This window comes from Nonomuraea sp. NPDC050310 (genome assembly GCF_040655795.1).
Taxonomy (GTDB): Bacteria; Actinomycetota; Actinomycetes; order Streptosporangiales; family Streptosporangiaceae; genus Nonomuraea.
Window position 1 is genome coordinate 15,522 of sequence record NZ_JBFAKP010000010.1, and the last position, 18,177, is coordinate 33,698.

The following is an 18,177-nucleotide window of genomic DNA, read 5'->3' on the forward strand; positions in this document are numbered from 1 at the left end:
ACCGCAGGGCGCCGCGTCCCAGCGCGTAGGTCCTGACGGACCTTCAGCCGTTCCTCGAGACGCCGATACGCCGGTCGCCTTGGTCACCAGGGTGGTCATGCCGCCACCTCCATGAAGTCCACCGCGTGGTCGCGCGCCCACTGGGCGAACGTGCGCGGCGGGCGACCGGTGATCTCCTCGTACGTGCGAGTAGGCGGCAGCACACCAGGCCCGTCGACCGCCGCGGCGCGCAGTTCGATCATCCAGTCGGCCATCTCCAGCGGGTAGCCGTCCGCGAGCCACTGCGCTCGGGCCTGCTCCGGGGTCAGTTCCTCGAATCGGATCTCCGCGCCGATGGCGGCGCCGATCGCCGTGGCCTGCTCGACCAAGGTGACCCGAGCCGGGCCGGTGATCGTGTAGGCCGCGCCGAGATGGGCATCGGTCAGCAGGGCGGCGACGGCCACTTCGGCGACGTCCGCCTCGTGTACCAAGGGATAGCCGGAGCGGCCGTACGGTTCCCGTACCGTTCGCTCGGCGCGGATCCGCGCCGCCCAGCCCAGTGCGTTGGCGGCGAGCAGCCCCGGACGCACGTGTGTCCACTCCTGGCCCGTGGCCTCCACCATCAGCTCCAGCCCGCGATGAGCTTCCCGCTCCTCCTCCAGGTGGCGGTCCAGCGCGCTCGTTCCGTCGGACGGGGCGAACCCCGCTGCCGCGGCCGAGTGCACCACGAACCTGCGTACGCCCGCCGCGGCTGCTTCCTCGACGAAGCCGAGCGCAGCGGATTCCGGCACGTAATACGCGAAGGGGAACAGGTAGACGCGATCGACTCCGTCCAGCGCACCCGACCAGGTGTCTGGCCGGGTGAAGTCTCCACGCACCAGCTCGACGCCGTCGGGCAGGCGGGCCGCTCCCGGGTCGCGGGTCATGGCGCGCACCCGCTGACCCGCGCCCACCAGCCCACCCACCACGCGACGGCCGATGTTGCCGGTTGCGCCCGTCACTAGAATCGTCACATCGCTCCCCTGGTTCTCGGGATGTGCAGTGGGATCGCCGCCGCGTCCGTCGCCTCGTTTCACGGCCGCAGCTCTGAACTCCGGGATGGTAGGCCGGTTTCGGAGGACTCGCATATGGATCGTTCCAGGCCGCCATGTTGCTGCTCAGCGCCTGGGCCATGCATGTGCCCCGCGCCGACAAACCACGTAAGCGGAGTACGGCAGGCCGGGGGGAGGATGCCAGACCAGCAGTTCCCTGCCTTTTGGAAGCGCTTGAGATAGGCGTGCGGCGCTCGCAAGATATCGGCGGTGTTCCGTATATCGCGTAGTTCTGCGGGATATCTTGCTCAAGCGGGAAGGAAAGTTGCGTCTGTCATCGCCAGGCGAAGCACGCTCTCCACTCCAAGAAAAGCTTTCTCCTCCCGTCAACCTTGCCTTGAAGATCCTGGCGGATTGACGAGCAGCAGTGATGCCGGTCCGGGCGGCGGCCCCGGTTCCAGTGCAGCATCGTCGGAACGTGGGGCGATTCTGCGTACGAATGCGGCGCAGTATCGGCGAGCGCACCACCCGGCTACCCACTGCCCGCGAGGCGCGCCGGCGCGGTTCAGTTGGATCAAGTTTCTCCGACCATTGCTCTCACCCACTGCGATGATCATGCGCCGCCCGGCAGAAGGCCGCATGTAGGGTCGGATCTCGTGCAAGCCCTCATACCGGGAGAGCCCGGACAACTTGGCGAGTATCGGTTGATGGGTGTGCTGGGCCGGGGTGGCCAGGGCACTGTCTATCTCGGGCAGGGGCCTACGGGGCAGCAGGTGGCGGTCAAGGCCCTCCACGTGGAGGCGCTGGCGGACGACAACGCGCGCCAGCGGTTTCTGCAGGAGGCCGAATCGGCCCGACGGGTGGCTCCGTTCTGTACGGCGCGGGTGCTGGATGTCGGGATCGCGAATGAGCGGCCGTACATCGTCAGTGAGCACATTCCGGGGCCTTCGCTGGATGAGCTGGTCCGGAAGGAGGGGCCGCGGTCGGGGAGCGGGTTGGAGCGGCTGGCCGTGACGACGTTGACCGCCTTGGCGGCGATTCATCGGGCCGGGATCGTGCATCGCGACTTCAAGCCGAGCAATGTGATCCTGGGTCCCGAGGGGCCGGTCGTGATCGATTTCGGGATCGCCCGGGCGTTGGACCGTAGTGCCACACACAGCATCATGGGGACTCCCGCGTTCATGGCACCTGAGCAGTTCGAGGGGAGTCCGCCCACTTCGGCGCTGGACATGTTCAGTTGGGCCACGACGATGATCTACGCGGCCAGTGGGCAGCAGGCGTTTCGCGGGGATACTTTCCCGGCGGTCATGCATGCGATCATGACTCGCGAGCCGGATCTGTCCGCTGTGCCCGATGAACTGCGGCCGATGCTCGCTGCCTGCCTCGCCAAGAACCCGGCGTCCCGGCCCAGTGCCGCTGACCTGCTGCGGCGGATCACCGGGGAGGAGCTTCCGGCTGCCTTGGCCGAACAGCCCACCCTGCTGTCAGGACCACCGCCCGCGACCCTGCTGCTGCCCGACTCCGACCAGCACACCGTTCGTCCGGCCGTGGCCGCGCCCGAGGTCAGGGCCCCTTGGGGTCCCTCCGGCCAGTCCGGGGGGCAGCAGCCAGGCGGGGGTTCCGGTGGGCAGGCGGGCTGGGGTCGGCCGATGCCTGCCCAGCCGCCCGGTTGGGGGGCACCGCCTGTGCACCCGCACGCTCGCCCGGCCAAGCCGAAGACGGGAGTACCGCAGGCGACCACCGCGCTGGTCCTGACCATCCTGTCCGGTTTCTTCATCCTGATCCTGACGGTCATCATCCTCGTGTGGGGCAGGAGGGAACTGCGGGAGATCATGCTGGCGGTGTGGGTCGTCAGCGACATCACCCTGGTGGCAGCGTTGGTCGCCCTCGCCGTCTCCCTCCGGCGAACCAGCCTCGCCGCCGCCGTCACCCTCGTGCCGACAGCTCTCGTGAGCGTGATGGTGTCGATCGCCATGGTGACGGGATTCGACCAGCAGGCGGTGATCGCCGTTTCCGCGGTCCAGGGGCTGCTGGTCGTGGTCACGGCGTTGCTGGCCTGGCGAGCGGGCTGGGTCCCCGCGGTGCTGGGCACCTTGATCGGGCTGGTCTCCACGGCGACGTACGTGCTGTGGTTCGCGATAGAAAACCGCGGTGTGAGCTGGAGCGACATCACCACGTGGGACGCCATCAGCGCACTGGGGTACGCCCTGTGGCACGTCGCCCTCGCAGTGAGCTTGCTCGTGCGTGCCGTACGGGCTGGGGCTGTGACTCGAAGCGATCACCGGGTTGGCGTGTAGGGCCGTTCGGATGACGGTGATCACAGCCGTCAGCGATCGTGGGCCGCGTTAGGGTGACGGCATGCTGAAGAGCGTCGGGCTCGGGATCGTGGTCTTGGCCGTCGCGGGGTGCGGTTCGGGAGGCGCGCTCAGCCAGGCCTTGATCGATCAGGCCCGGGCAGCCGGTGTCGCGCCTGATCTGATCTATGTGGTGGATGTGCCGGGCTACGACCTCGTCGAGCAGTCCGTCGGCGGGGTCAACGAAGAGGGTTTCGGGGCCTTCTACGTCTCTCCCGAGGGTGAGCAGCTCCAGTTGCGCGTTGATCGCGGCACTTTCAGCGACGCGCTCTGTCCGGACAAGCCGGTCACCGACGCCGATCCCGTCGGCTCGCCGGTCCAATGCGCGCGTGATGAGGCCGGGTGGTACCGGCAGGCCGCTGGGCGGCACGAGTACGTCGCTGTCCGCGGTGACGCGGTCCTCGTGCTGGCCGGGAAGCTCGCGGACGTCGATCGGGACACCTTGAAGACGGCTGTGGGCAGCGCCCGCCGTGCGGTCGCGACGGGGTCGCCGGGACCGCGTCGAAGCCCCGTCGAACGAGGCGACCTGCCCACGGTCGGCGACGGTGCTTCCATCCAGCCGACCGGACCGGGCGGATGAGCTGCTCGTGGTGATCGTGCCGCGCATCTCGGCTCTGAGCAGGCGGCTGTCCGACGTCAGGTGCCCTCCCGCATGATGGGCAGAAGGAGAAATGCTCTCGCCGCGTTGGGCGCTCTGCTGGATGGGTCTCTGGTACAGATCGCGGAGGCTTCCGCTGACGCCAGGACGTTCGACCGGGAGACCGTCCGGGCTACCGCGGATGTCTGGGACAACAACACGCTCCCGCTGTTCCGCGCTGCGATGACGCGCACTGCCCGGGGCCGGGAGCGGCAAGCCCGGGCGGCCCTGCGATGGATGGCTGATCCCGGGCCTGGAATGGGTCGGCTCCCGGTTGACAGGCGCGCTCGTCGTAGGCGTGGTTCGCCGCTACCTGCCGGGGACCGATCGCCCACTCGCAGAGCTACACGGGTGGCTCGACGACTCCGGCTGGGCCCTGTCCGCAGCTCGGATGCCGAGGGTCAGCCCAGCAGTGTGGGCGCCTGCTCCGCCGGAGCGTCCTGAGCTTCCTTCGTCGCGTCATGGTGGAGATCCGGATAGTCCGCCGGAGCACGCGGGCGAGATCCCGGTGCACGCCTTGGCCCGGGCCTTCAGTGGTGCGGGGGCGGACGTCGTGGCGGCAGCCGCTCATCGGCTGGCGGCGCGGCGTGAAGTGGCCTTCCGGCGGCTGATCGACACGTGGCTGAGCCGCGGCGGTCCGGCTCTGCGGCCGCGATTGGTCAACGCCTTGCACGACATCGGCGGTGACAGCCACCTCACGGAGGAGGCCCGAGCGCTCACACCGGCGGCGCCGCCGTACTCACGGCTGCCAGCCCAGCAGGACCACGACCTTCCGGCTGAGGCGAGGCTGCGGCTGGCCCGGTACCGGGCCGGCTACGTGGAGCGTGGGTTCGAGCGGGCCGGTTCGGCGGTCGTCCAGATGGCTCGGCCGTCCGCTCCGGACGAACCGTGGCGGCTGTCCGGCCTGCAGATCCGCGAGCCGAGCGTGTTCGGGCTGCGGACCAGTGCCCTCCACGGTCCCGGTGAGCCCCGGGTGACCGTCTCGGGAGAGAGAACGAGGTCGGTGGTGCTGGCTCGTGGAGGGTTCGAGGCGTCGGCCGGCTGACCGTGGAAGGGAGGACGGACCGGCGCAGCAGTCCCGGTTCGGCTCAGATCGGCAGGCGGTACAGCAGCCGGGGCGCGGAAAGGGCCTCCTCGGTGAGGGCACGGCCGGTCAGCCGGGCGGCCACGGTGAGCCAGTTGTCCAGGCACTGCCGCTCGCCGCCACCCGCCAGCACGTCGAAGACGCCTGGGTGGCCGGGCGGCAGGAGCCCTTCGGCGTACTCGTGCAGGCGCCAGCCAGGGTCGTGGACGCGGGCGGGCGGCTGCCGGAACTCGGTGACCCCGTCGGAGTGGACGAGGTCGTGCACGCCGGGGCCGGGACCGTCCCACACCACGTGGACGTACTTGCGCCCGGCCGCCAGCAACGGGGCGGTGCGCAACGGCGGGCCGGCGATGGTGACGGCGTGGCTCCAGCCGGGAGCGTGCGCGCCGAGCCAGATCAGCTCGGTCAACGCGTACGGGTCGAAGTGCCGCATCGCCTCGGCCAGCTCGCACGGCACGCCGTCCTCCGGGTCGGCGCGCAGGAGGCGGGCGATCTCCGCCGGGTCGTCCCCTTCGATCCAGGTGGCGGCGAAGAACCAGCCCAAGCCCCGCTCACGGAGCAGTTCAGCGCTCATCACCAGCCTCCGCCGGTCAGCCGGCCCAGGGTGCGCGGCTCGGCGAGCCAGGCCCGGTCGATGAAGCGCCCCGTGATCCGCCCGACCGCGACCAGGCAGTCGTCCAGGCACTCCTCGTCGCCCATGTCGTCCGGAAGAGCGAGATCGGCGAAGCGCTCGTCGTCCCACTCCAGGCCGGGCACGCTGTAGAACTCGCCGATCTCGTACAGGTAGGTGAACGGGTACACCTGCCGGCCCGGCAGCGCGGCGTCGAACTCGAAGCCGGCCACCAGCATCGCGAACGTCCAGCCCGGCGAATGCGACCCTACCCAGTGGACGACGGGCGCGTGGACCGGCCGGCGCCAGCGCATGGCGGTGGCCAGGTCGCACTCGATCCGCTCCTCGGGGTCCATGCCCAGCCCGGCGGTGATCGCATCGAGGTCGTCTCCCTCGATCCAGGCCGCCTGGAAACCGCCGCGCACTCCGGCCCCGGTCAGCAGAGCCCACTGGCTCTCTTCCGGTGACAACCGCATGGCCCCTCCTCCGCAATCCAAGATCAGGTCGCAGCATAGGGCCAGGCACCGACAGAAGTGACCCTTGTCACAGGCGAGTGCGCATGGTCAGATACACCCACCCCCAATAAGTGGATACTGACAGGAGAAGCCCGCATGGCCGAAGTTCTCCAGGAGCGTTCCGCCATCGACGCGCAGATCGCCGGCCACACCATCTGCGCCCAGCTCAAGGCCATCACCGAAGCCCACCCCGACGCCCCGGCGTACTCGACGCCGGAGGGCGAGGGGTGGCGGACGATCACGTACGGCGAGGCCAGGCGGCAGGTGCTCGACCTGGCCCAGGCGTTCGTCGACCTGGGCGTACGGCCGGGCGACAGCGTGGCGCTGATGATGGTGAACCGCACCGAGCACGTGCTGACCGACCTGGGAGCGCTCCACGCGGGCGCGGTCCCGATCACGGTGTACGGCACGCTCGCCCCGGAGCAGGTCACCTACATCGCGGCCGACTGCCGGGCCAGGGTGGCCGTGGTGGGCGGGGCGGCGGAGCTGGCCCGGTGGGAGCACGCGCTGGCCGAGCTGCCGCACCTGGAGAAGGTGGTGGTGCTCGACGAGGCGGCCTGCCCGGCGGGCGACGAGCGCTTCATGACGTGGGCGGAACTGCTGCGGCGGGGCACGGAGGGCTACGACGAGGCGGCCGTGGCGGCGCGGTACGAGACGATCGGCGCGGAGGACGTTCTGACCGTGCTGTACACCTCGGGCACGACGGGCAACCCGAAGGGCGTCCCGCTGACGCATCGCAACGTCTGCTACGAGGTCGAGGTGATCGACCGCATCGGCCAGCTCGCGCCGCTGAGCGCGCAGATCTCCTACCTGACCTACGCGCACATCGCCGAGCGGGTGCTGAGCCTGTACCTGCCGCTGTTCAAGGCCTCGCACGTGCACTTCTGCCCGGATCCGACGCAGCTCGCGCCGGCGCTTCGGCAGGTGCGGCCGGTGACGTTCTTCGGCGTCCCGCGCGTGTGGGAAAAGCTGATGGCCGGGCTGCAGGCCGCTCTCGCCGCGCAGCCGGAGGAGAAGCAGGCCCAGCTCAAGGCGGCGATGGCCGCGTCACTGGCGTACTACGAGGCCGGGCAGGGCGGAGCGACGCCGCCGGAGGAGCTGAAGGCGGCCTTCGAGCGGGTGGATCCGGCGCTGGCCGGGATCCGGGCGCTGATCGGCTTCGACCGGGCGACCTGGGTCGGCTCCGGCGCGGCCCCGCTGGCGCTGGAGGTGCAGCAGTTCTTCGCCGGGCTCGGGATGAACATCCTGGAGGTCTACGGCATGACCGAGACCACCGGCGCGTTCACCGCCAACGGGCCGGCCGCCTACCGCTTCGGCTCGGTCGGCCCCGCCGTACCGGGGATCGAGGTGAAGATCGCCGAGGACGGCGAGATCCTGATGCGCGGCCCGATCGCCACCTCCGGCTACCGCAACCTGCCCGAGGAGGAGCTGTACGACGAGGACGGCTGGCTGCGCACCGGCGACGTCGGCGAGGTGGACGAGGACGGCTACTACCGCATCGTCGACCGCAAGAAGGAGCTGTTCATCACCGCCGGCGGCGAGAACGTCGCGCCGTCGCTGATCGAGAACCACCTCAAGCAGCACCCGCTGATCGCCCAGGCCCTGGCCTACGGGGATCGCCGGCCGTACCCGGTGGCGTTGATCACGCTCGACCCGGAGATCGCGCCGAAGTGGGCGGCGGCGCGCGGCCTGGAGTTCGCCGGCCTGGCCGACTTCGCCGACCGGCCCGAGGTGCTCGCCGAGATCGAGGCGGCGGTGGAGCGGGCCAACAGCCACCTGGCGCGGGTCCAGCAGGTCAAGCACTGGCGGCTGCTGCCGGTGGAGTGGACGACCGAGACCGAGGAGCTCACCCCGAAGTTCTCGCTCAAGCGCCGGGTCATCCACGCCAAGTACTCCGACGTGATCGACAGCCTCTACGACGAGGCCTGAGCACCGGCCGCGCGGAGCAGCTCGGCGACCTCCGCGTGCCCGTGCGCCACCGCCAGCTCGTACGGCAGGCGCCCGCCGAAGACCGGGTGAGCGCCCACGGCGCCGGGCGGCGTGCCGTACGCCAGCAGGAGGGCGGCCCCGCAGCGCGGCGGTGGCCAGCTCGTCGGCGAGGAGCTGGGCGGGGGTGGTGTGCCCGCCCGAACCGGGCGATCCACGGCCCGCCGTCGCCCCGCCCCAGCCCGAACTCCAGCAGCAGCTCCAGGTGCGCGGTGTCGTCGGAGCCGGTGGCGGCCATGGTGTAGACGTTTGCCTCGGCCTGGTCGAGCAGCTCGGCAACTCGGCGGCTCGGTCCTGCTGGGCCGGCACCTTGTGCGGAGGCGCGCGTACGGGCTGGACACTCCTCAGCTCATCTCGCCCCCGGGCGACTGCCCGAGCAGGACCTCCAGCGAGACGCCCCGGTCGAGGGCGAGCTTCGCCTGCCGGAAGGCGGCGCACCGCGCTTCCACGTCGTGGTCGTCGGCCAGGCTCCAGTCGTGCATGATCGCCATCGTTCCCGGCGGGCCGCGCGGTCCGCCCGGCACTTTACCGGCCCACTAACGAAACCAGCCCGCCAACGAAACCGACCGGCCAACGAAGTCAGTCCGCCAACGAAACCGACCGGCTAACGAACCCGGCAGATCTACAGGGGCCCGACCAGGCCGTAGGCCATCGCCTCGTCGGCGTCGAGGTGGCGGTTGCGGCGCGCGTCCTCGCGCACCTCCTCCACCGGGCGCCGGGTCAGCTCGGCCAGCCGCCGGTAGACGGTGTCGAGCACCCGCCGATGCTGCTCCTGCTGCGCGAGGATCTGCTCGGCGTGCCCCTCGGCGGTGAAGCGCGGCTCACCGAGCCGGAAGAGCGCGTTCGGCGAGGCCCGGCGGCTGGCGGCGCCGGCGAGCACCACCAGCGCCGGCCCGCCGAGCTGCCCGGTCACCATGACGTGCACCTCGGCGCGCAGCGACTCGATCGTGTCCAGCAGGGTCAGCGCCGCGCCGGGCTCGGCGTCGGGGACGCTGAGGTGCAGCTTGATCGGCTGGTCGCCGGCGCCGTCGAGGGTGAGCAGCGCGGCGCACCACTGGGTGAGCCGCTCGGTGGTGAGCTCGCCGTGCGCCAGGACGAGGCGCTGCTCGAAGAGCCGTTCGGCGACCGGGTCACGGGTCAGGTGCACGTTGTAGGGCTGGGGCGGCGGCGGGGCCGGGAAGGGGTCGGGTCTGAGCGGTGGCGTCCATTCCAGGGTCACGTCTCGAACCTCCTCTCCCCGGACGGTAACCCCGTTCGAGGCGGGACACGACAAGGCTCCGCTCTCAGCGCAACGACTCGGCTGGGCGCGCCAGATACGGGGGTCAATTCATGGTGGAGATGATTCTGGGTAGAGCCCAGCCATGAGGGGATTGTTCATACTGGCCGCCGTGGTGCTGGTCAGCGGGTGCGCGCCGGACGCCTCGGCGCCGATCGGCACGGCCGAGCGCTTCTACCGGGCGCTGACCTCCGGCCAACCCGACGCCGCCTGCCTGCTGCTGGCGCCGCGCACCGCGGCGAAGCTGCCGGACGAGGGCGAGAGTTGCGGCCAGGCCCTGGCGAAGCTCGGGCTGGAAGGCGGCCAGGTGGAGCGGGCCGCGGTGTGGGGCGAGGAGGCGCAGGTCTCGCTGGCGGAGGACACGCTCTTCCTGCACCGGTACGCCGACGGCTGGCGGATCAAGGCGGCCGGCTGTGAGCCGCGCCCCGAGCTGCCCTTCGACTGCGAGGTGGAGGACTGATGCGCCTGGTCTTCGCGGCGACGCTCGCCATCATCGTCATCGGGCTGATCTGGTTCTTCGCCATGGGGGTGCTGCAACGATGAAGATCCGGCAGAACGCGTTGTCCCTGGTCTTCCTGCTGCTCTTCCTGGCCGCGCTGGTCGGGCAGGCCTTCGCCGGCACCGCCGACTACAACGAGCGGCAGCTCGTCGACGGCGGCTCGACGCTCTCGGTGCTGGCCTACGTGGCCTCCTCCGACTTCGCGGTGGACGTGGCCGAGAACTGGCAGTCGGAGTACCTGCAGTTCTTCCTGTTCGTCATCGTCACGGTGTGGCTGATCCAGCGCGGCTCGACCGAGTCGAAGGAGCCGGGCAAGGAGGGCGCCGAGTCGGACAAGGACCAGAAGATCGGCGAGCACGCCGAACCCGACTCGCCCGCCTGGGCCAAGGTCGGCGGCTTCCGGCGCTGGCTGTTCAGCAACTCGCTCGGGCTGACGATGGGGATCATCTTCCTGCTGTCGTGGCTGAGCCAGTCGATCGCCGGGGTGGCCGCCGGGAACGCGCAACGGCTGTCGGAGCTGCGCGATCCGATCTCGTGGGGGGAGTACGTGCTGGCACCGGAGTTCTGGAACCGGACGCTGCAGAACTGGCAGTCGGAGTTCCTGGCGGTCGCCTCGATGGTGGTGCTCTCGATCTACCTGCGCCAGCGGGGCTCACCCGAGTCGAAGCCGGTGGGCGAGTCGCACGAGGCGACCGGCAACTCCGGCTGAGCGGTGACCACGGCCAGGATGCGGGTGCCGGGCTCGAAGCGGCCCTTCCGGATCAGGTCGTGCACGCCGTACAGCATCTTGGCGACGTAGATCCGCTCGACGTGGTGCTCGGCGGCGAAGGCGTCGAGCTCGGGGGTGGTCCTGGCGTAGCCGCCGAAGTGGTAGCCGAGCTCGATCGACCAGTTGGCGGTGGCTTCGCCGTACGCCTGGCGTTGCAGGCGGGCGACCTCCTCGTGCAGGAAGCCGCCGCCCTTGAGCACCGAGAAGCCGATCGCGCGGCGGCCGGGCGGGAGCCCGGCCGCGATCCCGGCCAAGGTGCCGCCGGTGCCGACCGGGCAGCAGATCACGTCGTAGTCGTCGCCGAGCTCGGCCGGCAGTTCGGCGCAGCCGCGCACGGCGGCGGCGTTGCTGCCGCCCTCCGGCAGCACGAAGACCTCCCCGAACTCGGCGCGCAGCCGGTCGAGCACCTCGGGGGTGTGCTTGCGCCGGTAGGCGGCGCGGTCGAGGTAGGTCAGGCGCATGCCGCACGCGCGGGCGTAGGCGAGCACCGGGTTGAGCGGCAGGTGCTCCTCGCCGCGGATGACCCCGATCGTCTCGACGCCGTGCTCCCTACCGGCTCCGGCCAGGGCTCGGATCAGGTTCGAATAGGCTCCGCCGAAGGCCAGGATCCTGGGGTGGCCGAGGTTGTGCTTGAGCTTGCGCGGTTTGTTGTCGTCGTGCACCAGCACGAGCCGGACGTTGCCGAGCTCCATGGGCGCTAGAGTACCGGCGGAGGTATGTTGAAAAATGCGGGTTATTGAAGCTTTTCGTGGGGCTTTCGGCGCCGACCCTCAGACGGTCTGGCGCGCACCCGGCCGGGTCAACCTGATCGGCGAGCACACCGACTACAACGACGGCTTCGTCCTCCCCTTCGCGGTGCCGTGGGGCGTCACCGCCGCGGTCAGCCCGCGCGAGGACGGCGTCATCCGCTTGCTGTCCCTCCAGAGCCCCGGCGCGCCGATCACCCTCTCCTCCCACGACCAGGCCCAGGGCTGGACCCGCTACGTCGTCGGCATCCCCGCCATGCTCGGCGAGCGCGTGCGCGGCGCCGACATCGCCGTCGACGGCGACCTGCCGCAGGGCGCCGGGCTCAGCTCCAGCGCGGCCCTGGAGGTCTCCGTCGCCTCCGCCTTCAACGAGCTGTACGGCTTGCGCCTGACCCCCATGGAGATCGCGCTGCTGGGCCAGAAGGCGGAGAACGACTTCGTCGGCATGCCCTGCGGCATCATGGACCAGGCCGCCTCCGCGCTGTCGCAGGAGGGCAAGGCGCTCTTCCTCGACTGCCGCTCGCTCGGCTCCCGCGCCGTCCCGCTCGACCTGGCCGCGCACGGCCTGCGCCTGCTCATCATCGACACCAAGGTCCACCACGAGCTGGCCGACGGCCAGTACGCCAAGCGCCGCGCCGACTGCGAGTCGGCCGCGCGCAAGCTCGGCGTCGAGGCCCTGCGTGACGTGACCGACCTGGCCGGCGCGCTCGCCCAGCTCCAGGGCGACGAGCGCAAGCGGGTCCAGCACGTGGTCACCGAGAACCACCGCGTCGAGGCGCTCATCGGGCTGCTGCGCGCCGGGGCGATCACCGAGATCGGCGCGTTGCTCAACGCCTCGCACCTGTCACTCCGCGACCAGTTCGAGGTCTCCTGCCCCGAGCTCGACGTGGCCGTCGAGGCCGCGCTGCGCGGCGGGGCGCGGGGCGCGCGGATGACCGGCGGGGGCTTCGGCGGCTCGGCGATCGCGCTGGTGGCCGAGGAGCGGGTCGAGGCGGTCCGGGAGTCGGTGCTGGCCGCCTACGCCGAGCGCGGCTGGACCGAGCCCGGCTTCCTCACCGCCGTCCCCTCGGCCGGCGCGCACAGGATCGACGTCTAGAGCGACGGGAAGGCGGGCGGCCTGCGCTCCAGGAAGCTCGCCACGCCCTCGGCGAAGTCGGGCCGGCCGAACGAGGCGAGCATCTCGTGGGTGGCGTTGCGGGCCGACTGCTCCAGCGTGAGCTCCCAGTCGCCCCACACCTGCCGCTTGATCACCGCCATCGAGGCCGGGGAGCTGTGCGCGGCCAGGTCCGCGGCGTAGTCCTGCGCCGCGGCCAGCAGTTCCCCGCCCGGCAGCACCCGGTTGACCAGCCCCAGCTCGTAGGCCTCCGTGCCGGTGAAGGTGCGCCCGGACAGCAGCAGGTCCATCGCCCGCTGCTGCCCGGCCAGCCTGGGCAGCACCCAGGCCAGGCCGTACTCCGCGATCAGCCCGCGCCGGGCGAAGGCGGTGGTCCACTTGGCCTCGGCGGCGGTGAAGACCACGTCGCACATCAGCGCGTGCACCATCCCCAGCCCCGCGCAGGCCCCGTTGACCGCGGCCACGATCGGCTTGCCGACGCTCGCCGGGAAGGTGTTGGGCCGCGGGTCCGGCTCTCCCTGGTAGGAGCCGTCGCGCAACTCGCCCAGCGTCTGGAAATCGGCGCCGGCGCAGAAGCCCTTGCCCGCGCCGGTGACGACGATCGCCCGGACCGCCGGGTCCTTCTCCGCCTCGGCCAGCAGGTCGAAGTAGCGCCGGCCGAGCTGGTCGGTCCAGGCGTTGAGCCGGTCGGGCCGGTTGAAGGTGAGCGTGAGCACGCCCCGGTCGAGGGCGGAGAGCACGAGGTCATCCATAGAACAATGTTCTACCTCATTCGCCGTGGTGAACAAAGGCCGGGGACAACACGCTCTCGTCGTAGTAGCGATGGAAGACCGGCGTGGCCGAACCGGACATCGGCGGCACGATCCACGACCAGTCCGCCGGGCAGACCCGCCCGGCCCGGCTCTCCTTCTCCAGGTGCTTCATGAACCGGCGCGACTCGGTGTGGTGGTCGGTCATCGTCACCCCGGCCAGCTCGAAGGAGTGCAGCACCGCGACGTTCAGCTCGACCAGCGCGTGGTCGCGCCAGAGCGTGCGCTCGTTGCGCACGTCCAGCCCCAGCCGCCGGGCGATCACCGGGAGCAGGTCGTAGCGGTCCTCGTCGGCCAGGTTGCGCGCGCCGATCTCGGTGCCCATGTACCAGCCGTTGAACGGCGCGCACGGGTAGCAGATCCCGCCGATCTCCAGGCACATGTTGGCGATCGCCGGCACGGCGTGCCAGCGCAGCCCCAGCTCGGCGAACCAGCCGTAGTCCGGGTGCGCCAGCGGCACCTCCAGCACCGCGTCACCCGGCAGGTTGCACAGCAGCGGCTTGCCCCGGCCCGGATGGATCACCACCGGCAGCACGTCGAACCGCCCGCCCCGGCCGCGCCAGCCCAGCTTCAGCGCCAGCTCGGTCAGCTCCACGTTGCGCGGGTCGCCCACGATCGTGCCGTCGTCGGCGCGGTAGCCGGCGTAGCGGATCAACTGCTCGTTCACGATGCGCGGCGCGTCCCGTCCCGGCCGGTCCGGGGCGAAGACGGTGATCGTCGGGCGGATCTTCCCGCCCACGGCCGCCTCGCGCAGGTGCGTCACGCACTCCAGCGCGATGCCCTCCGCCGTGGTCACGGCGCGCCGGTCCCGCACCCGCAGCGAGCGCCAGTACAGCCGCCCGATGCAGCGGTTGCTGTTGCGCCAGGCCACCCGGGCGCCGAAGGCCAGCTCCTCGGGCGTGTGGGTGTAGCTGCCCGTCCTGGCCACCTCCCGCGCCACCTGGCGCATCCTCGCCTGCGGGTCGCCTCCGTTCTCGCGGCAGAACAGCGCTATGAACCGCTCGGCCTCCCCCAGATCCACGGTCTTCTCTCGTACGGCATGGCCCTCGACGGGCCGTATGGCCCTGATCCAAGCAAGCACGCAACAACCAGCTCAATCGCGTTCACGGATCGCGCAGCCGGTTCCGGGCCGGCGCACGATCCTCTGGGTGGCGCCCTCCCCTGCCACCCGGGACCGTTGTGTCCGCAGCAGCCACATCTTTATCCGCACTGAGGCCTGTTGTCCCGGTAAATCCAAAAATCTGTGATCTTATCGACACTGAGGGTGATATCGCGGGCGGGTCAGCGGGCGAGCCAGGCGTCGAGCGCGGGCAGCAGGGGCGGCTTCACCTTGAGCGGCCCCTTCCGGCCGGACGCGACCGCCTGGCACGGCGCCCTCACCACGCGGGACTCGGCCACCTGGCCGGTCCGGTCGGCGACCCAGACCACGTCCATGGCCTCGATCGCCGGCTCCCCGTTCAGCCCGCAGCCCGTCGTGCTCACATCCAGTTGCCCGCCGCCCGGCGGGCTGGTCGTCCAGACAAGCGCCGCCTCGTTGAGCAAGGTTCGCACCTCGTCCAGACCGGTTGGGGCGGCCTGCCGCACCAGCCGGAGCCGGCCACCCCTTGCCTCGTACCGGCAGGCCAGCGCCGCGGTCAGCTCGGTGGGCAGATAGGCACCCTTCCACCCCCGGTTGACGGCGATCCCGTCCATCGGGTCGCTCAACAGGTCCTGCCGGCGCGGCAGGCTTCCCGCACACGCCAGGCCCGGTTTCGGCGGCCGGGAGGCGGCCACCTGCGCCCGGTAGAGCTCCAGGAACGCCTCGACCGGCTTCTCGGTGAGGTAGCGCCGCATCCCTCCGCGCCGAGCCGTGCCGCAGTTGAAGTCCACGTGCACCGCGGCCCCGTACCCGTCCCGGTAACGCACCAGGAGCCACTGCTCGTGGCTGAACCCGATCAGCGTGCACATCTCGCCGATGGACACCCTCGTCGTATCCTCCCCCTTGGCGATCAACTGCCGCCGCACGAGTCCCACGTACTCCCTGCGGCGCGGCAGCCGGTTGAGCAACGCGACCATCCGCTCGACGCCGACCGTTAGCGTGCGGTCCCGCCGCGACAGGGACCGGGACCAGTTCTTCACCGGCATCTCGCAATAGGTCACCGACACCGCCCCTACCGACGGCACGAGCGGACCCGGATGATCGGCGCGGGACAGAACCGCCTCGGGCCGCTCGGCGGGACAGTCGGCCACACTCGCCACCGGCGGCCCCGGCTCCTCCACCACCGCCGACGGCCCGGTGAGCCCGGCCAGAAGTGCCAAACCGGCCACAACCCCCACGATCCGCACCGCACGCATGCCGGCCAATCTACGGCCCGGCGACCCCCCCTGTGATCGAGATCACAACACCCGCCCGGGCACACGAAAAAGGCCCCCTCGATGAGGGGGCCCTTCGGCTTGCTCCCGCGATAGGACTCGAACCTATAACCTGCCGGTTAACAGCCGGCTGCTCTGCCGATTGAGCTACACGGGATCGTGCTTTGCGCTGCTCGCCGGGTGTTTGGGGCCCTTCTTGCGGCGCAGGAATAGATTAGCGCACATCTGGAGTGCGTGCTGCATCGTCCTCGGGGTAGGCCCGGAAGAAGCGGAGGTGGACCATGAGATATCGGATGGTGTTCGCCGTAGGACTGGCCGTCGGCTACGTCCTCGGCAGCCGGGCCGGGCGGGAACGGTACGAGCAGATCAAGCGGACCGCGCAGCGCGTGGCCGACAGCCCGACGGTGCAGGAGGCCGCGGGGCTCGTGGGAGCCCAGGTCTCGAAGGCCACAGGGCTGGCCAAGGACACGTTGCAGCACCGGGTGCCGTTCCTCAACCGGGGAGATCACCACGACACCGGGCTGGGCTGGCCGGACGAACCCGGCGGGGAGAAGAAACACGGCGACAAACTGGATCGCAGCGGCATGCCGTACTGACCGAGGGCCCCCGATTGACCGATCGCGGGGCCTTCGCCGTTTCTCCAGCGGTCAGACGCCCATGCTCCGCCGTACGGTCTCCAGGGCCTGTTCGGCGTGGGCGCGCAGGCCGGGGTCGTCGGGGTCGAGGCCCTCGTCGAAGAGGAAGCTCCAGCCCAGCACCTCGCCGCCGGGCTTGCGGCGGGCGATGAGGCGCACGCCGCCCCGGCCGGGCAGGGACACGTGCTTGTTGACCACGATCGTGGAGTTCACCCGTTCGCGGAGCGTCTCGGGCAGCCGTCCGGGGGTCTCGACCGGCACCTCGTGGACCGTCCCGTCGGTCAGGGAGAGCCGCAGGCCGCTCTCGTCCCAGGAGGCCTTGCCCACCGTCTCGTACGGCACGCGCACCCCCTCGGGCAGCAGCAACGCCCGCTCGGTGGCGACCACGGGCGCGGCGTAGGCCAGCACCCGCTCCCCCGGCTCCAACGCCAGCCCCTTGCGCACTTCAGCCGGCATCCGGCCGGTCAAGAACCTCATCCGTCCACGGTATCCGCGAGCAGGTCGAGGGTGAGCGCCGCACTCCACGAGAAGTCCCGGCAGCCCCGCCCGCTGCCGTCGAACGGGTCGAAACACTCGCGGAAACCGGCCTGCCGGACCAGCCGCAGGGTGCCGGTGGTCAGGAGCTGGGCGAGTTGCCGCAGGCCGTGCACGCCGGCGGCGTGCCGCAGCAGCCAGTTGGTGTTCACCCAGGACGGCCCGCGCCAGTAGCGGGTGCGGTCGAACTGGCCGGCCCTGATCTCGCAGCTCGGCACCGGGTAGCCGGTCGCGCCCATGAACCGGGCCGACTCCAGCACCTCGATCATCGCGCCGACCCGTTCGGCCGGCAGGTGCGGGTCGAGCAGCGGCCCGAACGATCCCACCGTGCACACCGGGACCAGCCGGTCGCCGCGCAGGTCGCGGGCGTGGAAGCAGCCGTCCCACAGCCGCTCGGCCAGGGCGGCCCTGATCCGGTCGGCCTGGTCGGCGTGCGGGGCCGGGTCGGCTCCGGCCAGGGGCGCGAGTTCGGCCAGCGCGACACTGGCGGCCAGCCAGATGCCGTTGAACATCGGGTCCTCGACCGCGAACGGGTGCTCGTCGCGCAGGTAGCCGGCCCCGTAGCCGGCGTTGCGGTAGCGCAGGGCGAGCCAGACGTACCGGTCGTGGGCGCTGTCGGGGTGGCGTTCCTCCAGGTCGATGTTGCGGTAGCCGTACCTGATCTCGGGCAGGGCGGCCAGCGGCTCGTCCCAGGCGGGGCTGTCGTCCATGCCCGACTCCCAGGGGTGCACGATCGCCGCCAGCCCGGACCCGCCCAGGTCCCGCGCGGTGGCCAGGTAGCGGTGCTGGGCGGCCAGCGCCGGGAAGACCCGCCGCACGAACGCCTCGTCCCCGGTGTGCCGCCACAGCCACCACACCGCCAGCGCGTGCAGCGGCGGCGCGGTCAGCCCGCTGGTCAGTACGGCATGCGGAGCCTCGGCCTGGTCCTGCGACCGCCAGACCGACGGCCCCGGGAAGTACACCTCGGGCGTGTGGAAGACGATGTGCGGCAGCATCCCGTTGGCCCACTGGCCGCGCAGCAGGCTCATCAGCTCCGCCTTGGCCCGTTCGGGCCGGTGCCGGGCCAGGCCGATCGCCACGAACGCCGAGTCCCAGCTCCACTGGTGCGGGTACAGGCCGGGGGCGGGCACCGTCGCCGTGCCCGTCCAGTTCGACTCCAGCACCGACAGCGCCTCGCGTTCGAGCGCGACGTCGTCGACTGCCGGCCGGCCTTCCATCAACCCACTATGCGCGCATCGGAACGGACC

20 protein-coding genes and 1 tRNA gene are annotated in these 18,177 nt (G+C 71.0%); 8 read left to right on the forward strand and 13 right to left on the reverse strand.

Annotated elements, in window-relative coordinates:
* Positions 1-95 precede the first annotated feature (95 nt).
* Entirely contained in the window at positions 96-1,055 is a 960-nt protein-coding gene (locus AB0I67_RS23170) for an NAD(P)H-binding protein (RefSeq protein ID WP_357927077.1), read from the reverse strand.
* Positions 1,056-1,717: 662 nt separating this feature from the next.
* On the opposite strand from AB0I67_RS23170, the gene AB0I67_RS23175 reads away from it, so the two are divergent.
* The 3 genes from AB0I67_RS23175 to AB0I67_RS23185 all read left to right on the forward strand — a co-directional run bounded on the left by AB0I67_RS23175 (position 1,718) and on the right by AB0I67_RS23185 (position 5,046).
* Positions 1,718-3,307 carry a protein kinase gene (locus AB0I67_RS23175; RefSeq protein ID WP_357927080.1) on the forward strand — a complete coding sequence of 530 codons (1,590 nt, stop codon included), beginning with the start codon at positions 1,718-1,720 and terminating at the stop codon, positions 3,305-3,307.
* Between the two features lie 61 nt (positions 3,308-3,368).
* The gene (locus AB0I67_RS23180; protein WP_357927083.1) at positions 3,369-3,944 is read left to right on the forward strand and encodes a hypothetical protein; all 576 of its coding nucleotides are present in this window, start codon (positions 3,369-3,371) and stop codon (positions 3,942-3,944) included.
* Positions 3,945-4,509: 565 nt separating this feature from the next.
* On the forward strand, positions 4,510-5,046 hold the full coding sequence (locus AB0I67_RS23185; RefSeq protein WP_357927085.1) for a hypothetical protein: 537 nt from the start codon (positions 4,510-4,512) through the stop codon (positions 5,044-5,046).
* 43 nt (positions 5,047-5,089) lie between these two features.
* Here the strand turns inward: AB0I67_RS23185 and AB0I67_RS23190 are convergent, their stop codons facing one another.
* Together AB0I67_RS23190 and AB0I67_RS23195 are read right to left on the reverse strand one after the other, a co-directional pair.
* Positions 5,090-5,659, reverse strand: coding sequence for a hypothetical protein (locus tag AB0I67_RS23190; protein WP_357927088.1), 570 nt, complete (start codon positions 5,657-5,659; stop codon positions 5,090-5,092).
* Positions 5,659-6,171 carry a hypothetical protein gene (locus AB0I67_RS23195; protein WP_357927091.1) on the reverse strand — a complete coding sequence of 171 codons (513 nt, stop codon included), beginning with the start codon at positions 6,169-6,171 and terminating at the stop codon, positions 5,659-5,661. Before AB0I67_RS23195 ends, AB0I67_RS23190 begins: the two co-directional genes overlap by 1 nt.
* Before the next feature lie 135 nt (positions 6,172-6,306).
* Here AB0I67_RS23195 and AB0I67_RS23200 point away from each other — a divergent pair, with 135 nt between their 5' ends.
* Positions 6,307-8,139: an AMP-dependent synthetase/ligase gene (locus AB0I67_RS23200; RefSeq protein WP_357927093.1), complete on the forward strand. Its 1,833-nt coding sequence runs from the start codon at positions 6,307-6,309 to the stop codon at positions 8,137-8,139.
* On the opposite strand, the gene AB0I67_RS23205 is transcribed toward AB0I67_RS23200, so the two are convergent.
* From AB0I67_RS23205 to AB0I67_RS23215, 3 genes are all read right to left on the reverse strand, one after another.
* On the reverse strand, positions 8,124-8,354 hold the full coding sequence (locus AB0I67_RS23205) for a hypothetical protein (protein WP_357927096.1): 231 nt from the start codon (positions 8,352-8,354) through the stop codon (positions 8,124-8,126). The two genes, AB0I67_RS23200 and AB0I67_RS23205, sit on opposite strands and share 16 nt — an antisense overlap.
* Positions 8,355-8,540: 186 nt before the next feature.
* Positions 8,541-8,678 carry a hypothetical protein gene (locus tag AB0I67_RS23210; protein ID WP_357927099.1) on the reverse strand — a complete coding sequence of 46 codons (138 nt, stop codon included), beginning with the start codon at positions 8,676-8,678 and terminating at the stop codon, positions 8,541-8,543.
* A 140-nt stretch (positions 8,679-8,818) separates the two neighbouring features.
* Positions 8,819-9,415: an ATP-dependent Clp protease proteolytic subunit gene (locus tag AB0I67_RS23215; protein ID WP_357927101.1), complete on the reverse strand. Its 597-nt coding sequence runs from the start codon at positions 9,413-9,415 to the stop codon at positions 8,819-8,821.
* Between the two features lie 142 nt (positions 9,416-9,557).
* Between AB0I67_RS23215 and AB0I67_RS23220 the strand changes: the two genes are divergently transcribed.
* Positions 9,558-9,932, forward strand: a complete 375-nt coding sequence (locus tag AB0I67_RS23220; RefSeq protein ID WP_357927104.1) for a hypothetical protein — start codon at positions 9,558-9,560, stop codon at positions 9,930-9,932.
* Between the two features lie 79 nt (positions 9,933-10,011).
* Positions 10,012-10,680, forward strand: a complete 669-nt coding sequence (locus tag AB0I67_RS23225) for a DUF6766 family protein (RefSeq protein WP_357927107.1) — start codon at positions 10,012-10,014, stop codon at positions 10,678-10,680.
* Here the strand turns inward: AB0I67_RS23225 and AB0I67_RS23230 are convergent.
* Positions 10,605-11,432, reverse strand: coding sequence for a pyridoxal-phosphate dependent enzyme (locus tag AB0I67_RS23230; protein WP_357927110.1), 828 nt, complete (start codon positions 11,430-11,432; stop codon positions 10,605-10,607). The genes AB0I67_RS23225 and AB0I67_RS23230 overlap by 76 nt on opposite strands.
* 34 nt (positions 11,433-11,466) lie before the next feature.
* On the opposite strand from AB0I67_RS23230, the gene galK reads away from it, so the two are divergent.
* Positions 11,467-12,582 carry a galactokinase gene (gene galK / locus AB0I67_RS23235; RefSeq protein WP_357927113.1) on the forward strand — a complete coding sequence of 372 codons (1,116 nt, stop codon included), beginning with the start codon at positions 11,467-11,469 and terminating at the stop codon, positions 12,580-12,582.
* Here the strand turns inward: galK and AB0I67_RS23240 are convergent.
* From AB0I67_RS23240 to AB0I67_RS23255, 4 genes are all read right to left on the reverse strand, one after another.
* Positions 12,579-13,352: an enoyl-CoA hydratase-related protein gene (locus tag AB0I67_RS23240; protein WP_357927116.1), complete on the reverse strand. Its 774-nt coding sequence runs from the start codon at positions 13,350-13,352 to the stop codon at positions 12,579-12,581. The genes galK and AB0I67_RS23240 overlap by 4 nt on opposite strands.
* Before the next feature lie 16 nt (positions 13,353-13,368).
* Positions 13,369-14,430, reverse strand: a complete 1,062-nt coding sequence (locus AB0I67_RS23245) for a nitric oxide synthase oxygenase (RefSeq protein WP_357927119.1) — start codon at positions 14,428-14,430, stop codon at positions 13,369-13,371.
* A 260-nt stretch (positions 14,431-14,690) separates the two neighbouring features.
* Complete coding sequence (locus AB0I67_RS23250) at positions 14,691-15,743, reverse strand: hypothetical protein (protein WP_357927121.1); 1,053 nt, start codon at positions 15,741-15,743, stop codon at positions 14,691-14,693.
* 102 nt (positions 15,744-15,845) lie between these two features.
* Positions 15,846-15,918, reverse strand: a tRNA-Asn gene (locus AB0I67_RS23255).
* A 124-nt stretch (positions 15,919-16,042) separates the two neighbouring features.
* On the opposite strand from AB0I67_RS23255, the gene AB0I67_RS23260 reads away from it, so the two are divergent.
* On the forward strand, positions 16,043-16,357 hold the full coding sequence (locus AB0I67_RS23260; protein WP_357927124.1) for a YtxH domain-containing protein: 315 nt from the start codon (positions 16,043-16,045) through the stop codon (positions 16,355-16,357).
* Positions 16,358-16,408: 51 nt separating this feature from the next.
* Here AB0I67_RS23260 and AB0I67_RS23265 read toward each other — a convergent pair whose 3' ends face one another.
* Entirely contained in the window at positions 16,409-16,873 is a 465-nt protein-coding gene (locus AB0I67_RS23265) for a hypothetical protein (protein ID WP_357927126.1), read from the reverse strand.
* Positions 16,870-18,147 (reverse strand): hypothetical protein, encoded by a 1,278-nt coding sequence (locus AB0I67_RS23270; RefSeq protein WP_357927128.1) that lies wholly within the window; start codon positions 18,145-18,147, stop codon positions 16,870-16,872. The genes AB0I67_RS23265 and AB0I67_RS23270 overlap by 4 nt, the downstream gene beginning before the upstream one ends.
* Between the last annotated feature and the right edge of the window lie 30 nt (positions 18,148-18,177).